The 6,006-nt window shown below is 64.7% G+C and carries 5 protein-coding genes; 3 read left to right on the forward strand and 2 right to left on the reverse strand.

The features are described 5' to 3' along the window. Positions 1–81 precede the first annotated feature (81 nt). A complete protein-coding gene (locus tag GJ743_RS18765; protein ID WP_328289352.1) occupies positions 82–636 on the forward strand; it encodes a gluconokinase in 555 nt (184 codons plus the stop codon). Between the two features lie 742 nt (positions 637–1,378). Here GJ743_RS18765 and GJ743_RS18770 read toward each other — a convergent pair. After that, the gene (locus tag GJ743_RS18770; protein WP_155053433.1) at positions 1,379–2,635 is read right to left on the reverse strand and encodes an MFS transporter; all 1,257 of its coding nucleotides are present in this window, start codon (positions 2,633–2,635) and stop codon (positions 1,379–1,381) included. Between the two features lie 50 nt (positions 2,636–2,685). Beyond that, entirely contained in the window at positions 2,686–3,690 is a 1,005-nt protein-coding gene (locus GJ743_RS18775; protein ID WP_196217067.1) for a Gfo/Idh/MocA family protein, read from the reverse strand. 311 nt (positions 3,691–4,001) lie between these two features. Between GJ743_RS18775 and GJ743_RS18780 the strand changes: the two genes are divergently transcribed. Continuing rightward, positions 4,002–4,841: a DAPG hydrolase family protein gene (locus tag GJ743_RS18780; RefSeq protein WP_155053435.1), complete on the forward strand. Its 840-nt coding sequence runs from the start codon at positions 4,002–4,004 to the stop codon at positions 4,839–4,841. A gap of 183 nt (positions 4,842–5,024) precedes the next feature. Continuing rightward, positions 5,025–6,006, forward strand: a 982-nt coding sequence (locus GJ743_RS18785) for a Re/Si-specific NAD(P)(+) transhydrogenase subunit alpha (RefSeq protein WP_155053436.1), incomplete at its 3' end; no start/stop codon positions are given.

Consider the following 6,006-nt stretch of genomic DNA (forward strand, 5'->3'; position numbering starts at 1 on the left):
GGACGACCCTTGCCGAAGGATCGTCGTCCAGCGGCCCGCTGTACTCACTGCATGGGAATCCGCGTGATGCAAGATCTTTGAGTGGAGGCCAAGTTGGTAGAATTCTCCGCGGCACCGCCGCAGCTCGTCGTCATGGGAGTCTCGGGCGCAGGGAAGAGCACCGTTGGTCAAGCGCTGGCCGATGGGCTGTCGCTGGTGTTCGTTGACGCGGACAGTCTTCACCCGAGGTCGAACGTCGCGAAGATGGCAGCGGGGACGCCCCTCGACGATGACGATCGGTTCCCTTGGCTGATGCGGGTAGGTTTAGAGTTGCAGCGTGACGGAGCCGCGGGCGTTGTCGTCGCCTGTTCAGCGCTGAAGCGACAGTACCGGGATCTGATCCGGGAAAGGGCTCCGCACGCCTTCTTCGTACACCTCTCTGCAGGTGAGCGGGTCCTTGCCGATCGCATTGCAGCCCGCCCCGATCACTTCATGCCGGCAAGTCTGCTCGGCAGCCAACTTGCGACCTTGGAAGAACTTGGTGATGACGAAGCCGGAGTCACCGTGGACTGCTCGCTACCAGTGGCGGAGCTGATGCGAGAGGTGATCCTGGCCCTGGGGGCCGTCGAGGGCGCCGAGGAAGTGCGCCTGCTCTAGCCCGCTCATTCCCGAAGTCTTCCGTGGGGATTTCCGATCGACCCATGGCCCAATTCGATCGAGATGTCGTCCGATGAATGCTGGTTGGCGAAGCCGGCTTCGCTCTGGCAGCGAAGCCGTCCCCGATCGGCCACGCCGAGCAGTCGGGACTGCGGAAGGTCTTGGTGCTCCGGTTGGACGCCGCCGACGTTCCCGGACTAACAGCATGCGCGATCACTCAGGCGAGCTGACGCTCAACCCGCGCGGCCGGCGAATCGGGCCGGGCGCTCGAGTCCGTGTAGCACTGGCACAGACGCGCCAGATCGTGAGATCACGCGCGACCGGCTGCGCGTGCGGGCGACCGAGGACCTCATCCTCTTAGCGTGCGGGGCGCGCTGATGTGTCGGCGAGGCTCGCCACCCTGGTTCTGTCCGCCAGCCCGGTCGCCCGCTTTACAACCGTGACGCGCGCAGTCGACGGCGACACAGCTCACGATTGGGTGGACGCGAGCTCGTCTTCCGTCGAGCAGCGATCGCACGATGCCGTCGACCCACCGCACGTCGCCATCGACCTGTTCCGGCGACACGTGGGGACTCTTCGACCATGTCCGCCTAGTAGGAACGCGCAGCATCAGGGTCGAACTCGCGGGCATGACGGATGTCGACGCGTAGTCTGCGGGTGCTCCTGCGACTTGTGGGCAATCCAACATGCTAGTCGTCAGGCTCCGCAGTCGAGTGACCGAGAGAGCCGCGAAATGCCGAGTTCAGGTTCCGGGCGACTGGCGCGCCGCAACGCCTTCGTCGACTATGTCAGGAACGGTGCCTGCGTCCAGCCGCTCCTCCGAGCGGGCGTCCCACGGCGTCAGGAACGTGACCGCAACAGCGACCGCGACCAAGGAGAACGGGATCAGCAGCGCCGCACGCAGCCCCAGGTGCTCGCCGAAGTAGCCGAGCACAGGGGGGCCGACGAGGAATGCGATGTAGCCCACCGTGGCGATAAGGGAGAGGCGGGCCGCGCTGTCTGGCCCCGAATCGCCCGCAGCGGACAATGCGACTGGAAAGCCCAAGGAGGCGCCGAGACCCCACAGAACGACGGCTGCCACTGCTAGCTCGGGACTGGGGGAGAACGAGACGGCTGCCAGCCCTATGCCTGCAGCGATCCCGCTGACTGCAAGCACAACTCGCCGCCCTAGGCGATTGACCAATGTGCTCCCAGCGAACCGGCCTATGGTCATCGAAATGGCGAATATGGCGAAGATGCCCGAACTCCATGCCGGGTCGAAGCCATGCCCGTCGACCATGATGAGGGGTAGCCAGTCGTTCGCTGTGCCCTCTGCGAGTGCCATCGCTAGGATAATCACGCCGATCAGTTGAATCCGTCTGTCGCGCAGCAGCGACGACATCGTGGGTACCCTTCGGGGCTGCTCAGGACTGGACGTCAATCGTTGACCCACTCCGCGCGGGATCGCCCCAATGGCCAAGAGCACCCCGACCAGGCAAGCAGCCGATGCGCCGAAGAGATGCCACGCTACGGGCGTCGCCACCGCGGCCAGCACCATTCCAATCGCAGCGCCGACGGCCGTGCCCAAGCTGAAGCAACCATGCATGAGCGGCAGAAAGGAGCGGCGTGTGAGTTGCTCCACTTCACCCCCGTCGACGTTCATGGCAACCTCGGCGGAACCCAATCCCAGTCCGCAAATGCTGAGTCCGATGGCGACGAGGAGTAGCTCACCCGACATCGAACCGCCGGCGACCACTGGCAGGCTGAGGGCCGATCCACTTGCGCCGAGGAGAAGAACGGGACGGGTTCCAAACCGGGCCACGAGTGACCCGGAGAATAGGATGCCGGTCATCGACCCGATCGCGAGCCCGAACATCGCGAGACCCATCTCGGCGGTCGACGCGTCCAGTGCATCTCGAATCGCTGGAGTACGTGTGACCCATGACGCGATCACGACGCCTGGTGCGAAGAACAGCACCCCGAGCGCGAGTCGGCGTGAACCCATCGTATTGGCGGACATCCCGTGGAGTTGACTTGTGGACGGCTCTTGTGATCCGGAGTTGCTCTTCCTCAAAGTCGGACACGCTCGCCAGATCGTGAGGACTCCCCGATCGCAGCAGCGACAGCGAGTGCTCGGGTCGCCATCTCCCCATCCACGAGCGGCGCACCCTCGCCGGCCGTAGCCGCAACGAAGGCTCTGATCGTGCGCTCATACGCATTTCCGCGGTCTTCGACGTCGATGCGACGCTCCCCTCGAGCGTCGACCAGGAAGACCTCGCCGATGGGATCAGGGGTCATGATCTCGGGAGCGCGGATGCTTCCTTCGGTCCCGTGCAGTTCAACGAGGCTGCGGGCGAACGGAGTGGCGTAGCTGTCATGGAAGGATGCGATGACGTCATTCTCGTAGCGGATCAGTGCCACGGAGGTGTCTGCACTGTCAGACGGCCGGTCCCCGTGGGCAACGGTCATGGCGGCAACTTCGAGTGGACGCAGCCCGAGGAGGTTCTCAGTCACGGATGCGTCGTGGGTGGCGATGTCCAGAACAACGCCAGCGCCCGGCCCTTTGCCGAGACGCCATCCCGCCAGGCGGTCGGGGAGTAGTCCGGTGTTGCGGACCGCCACGCTGAGGGGACGGCCGATCGCGCCGTTCGCGACAAGCTCGCGGATCTTGCGATGCGTCCCCATCGCGGGAAGATGATGATTGATCGCCAAGATCACTTCGCGGCCACGGCAGAACTCTGTCATCGCGTGCGCCTCAGCGACGGAAACCGCGATCGGCTTCTCGCACAGCACATGCTTGCCTGCGGCCGCAGACGCCTTCACCTGATCCAGGTGTCTCTCGTTGACGCTGGAGACGTAAACGCCATCGACGTTGTCCCTGGCGAGCATTTCCTCGAGACTTGTGTGCACTGCCGGGATCGCGTTCCGCGCGGCAAAAGCTTCGGCATGGGACCCAGCCCCGCTGGCCACAGCAGAAATCTCTTCACTGAGGGCCCGGATGGCGGGGATCACTCTGGTCTCCGCGATGTCGCTGGCGCCGATGAGGCCCCAGCGGAAGGATGCGACGTCGGACATGGGTGTGTTCCTCCTGGGGGCAAGAGCATGTCCCGCACGCAGCATCAGGTGTCTCGGACAATCGCTTCCCAACGTTTTTACCCGCGCCGCTGAGCGATTGACACGCGCCAACTGTGCAAACAATGCGCCTCAAGTTGCACAGGCTGTCGGCGGCGCCGTCCGTCGCGAGCGCGCTGATGCGTCGCCACAGGCACCCCCCCAAGGACCATAAGGTAACTGGATGAGTATCGCAAGGTGTCTGGCTGTTGTCTGATATCTGGACCGTTTGTAACCTGACCGAAGCCACTCTGGGCTGAGGAAGGAGAGATCCAATGGTTGGATACGAGCGATTCAGGGCTGATGAGCTACGCGAGCTGACCGAAGAGGAGAAGCTGTCGCCCTTCAGCGGCTTCTACAAGCGTGATATCGGAGATCTGGCGCCCGAGATTGTCGCTTCCTTCCAGCCGGGAGTAACCATCGATCCGTCGAAGGCGGTCATGCCGGAGAACCTCTGGGAGTATCTGCTGCCCGGTGGGCCACAGCCGGAGATGGGCTATTGCCTGCTTCCGAATGGTGCTGGGTACACCTGCCTCGTCGCGGACGTGCCCGGGGTGACGAAGGAGATGTTCGACTTCCGACTCCGCCTAGTCCTCGCCGACCATATGGGCTTCATGATCGAGTTCCCTGGCAAGCAGTTGGGGCATTGGGAAGGCCTGTGTGTCGAGGACTTCGGTGTCGGCTACATGCACGGCACCATCCTCACCCGCAACTACTCGGCCTATGAGTTGGGCTACCCGACGCATCCGACACTCGCCAACCCTGAGATCGTCGAGTTCATCGCGAAGGAAGCCGACGAGATCTCACTTGAGGGACCAATCGACCCGACACGCGGCAAGTGCATGCTGGTGTTCGTTACGAGAGAGACGCCGACCGGTCTGCGATGCTGGGCGATCACCTACTCCGGACTGCACCTGGTGGATGGCGTGTCGACCCTTGTGTTGGCGCCGGGCGAAGAGGTCACACTCGAGATGTGTCGTCTGCGTGGCCTCCACCATGCGTATGAGTACGTAGGGCGTAAAGAGCTCCTCGACGAGTTCTACGAGGAGTACAAGGAGAAGCCACTAGATCCCGCAAAACCATGGCCTGAGAGGTTCTTGCCTTTCCGCCACTGACGATGGCGAGGGGGCTCAGATGGAGGCCACGGTTTACTCCGAGTTTTCGATCGCTGCCACCGCGGCGCCTTCGAGTCAGGCGCGCACGCAAGCAGAGTTCACACCAATCAGATCATCGAGGAGCGAGGGAGCTGCAGTGCTCTTGGCCACATCGTCCACCTTGACGAGGGAAGAGGAGAAGCAATGACGTGTATCGGCGTCGTCACTGAGTTGGGCTCGGAGACCCGGGTCGCCGCCACGCCGGCGACCGTGAAGCAGTTGATCGGGCTGGGCTACGAGGTCGTGGTCGAGGCCGGCGCGGGACGGTTGTCGTCGTTCCCCGATGACGCGTATATCGCCGTCGGCGCGACGATCGTGTCCGCGCCCGAGGCACTCGGGAGCGACATCGTGCTGAAGGTGAACGCGCCCAGCGACACCGAGATCGCCCTGCTCGAGCCGGGTACGAAGCTGGTGAGTCTGCTCAGTCCTGCACTGCGGCCAGAGCTGCTCGACACGCTGTCGGCGCGCGGCGTGACGGCGCTGGCGCTCGATGCGGTGCCGCGCATCTCGCGCGCGCAGTCGATGGACGTGCTCAGCTCGATGGCGAACATCGCCGGCTACCGCGCGGTCGTCGAGGCCGCGCACGAGTTCGGCCGCTTCTTCACCGGCCAGGTCACGGCCGCGGGCAAGGTGCCGCCCGCGAAGGTGCTCGTCGCCGGTGCCGGCGTCGCCGGACTCGCGGCGATCGGCGCGGCATCCAGCCTCGGCGCCATCGTGCGCGCGACCGACCCGCGACCCGAGGTCGCCGACCAGGTCAAGTCGATCGGCGGCGAGTACCTGAAGGTCGAGGTCGCCGTCGAGCAGTCGACCGACGGGTACGCGAAGGCGACGAGCGAGGCGTACGACAAGCGCGCGGCCGAGATCTACTCCGAGCAGGCCCGCGACGTCGACATCATCATCACGACCGCGCTCATCCCGGGCCGGCCCGCGCCGCGGCTGATCACGGCGGCCGACGTCGCGAGCATGAAGCCGGGCAGCGTGATCGTCGACATGGCCGCGGGCCAGGGCGGCAACGTCGAGGGCTCGGTCGCGGGCGAGCGCACCGTCACGCCGAACGGCGTCATCATCCTCGGCTACACCGACCTCGCCTCGCGCCTGCCCGCGCAGGCGTCGCAGCTCTACGGCA

It is taken from the genome of Agromyces bracchium (assembly GCF_009709675.1).
In the GTDB taxonomy this organism is placed as follows: Bacteria; Actinomycetota; Actinomycetes; order Actinomycetales; family Microbacteriaceae; genus Agromyces; species Agromyces bracchium.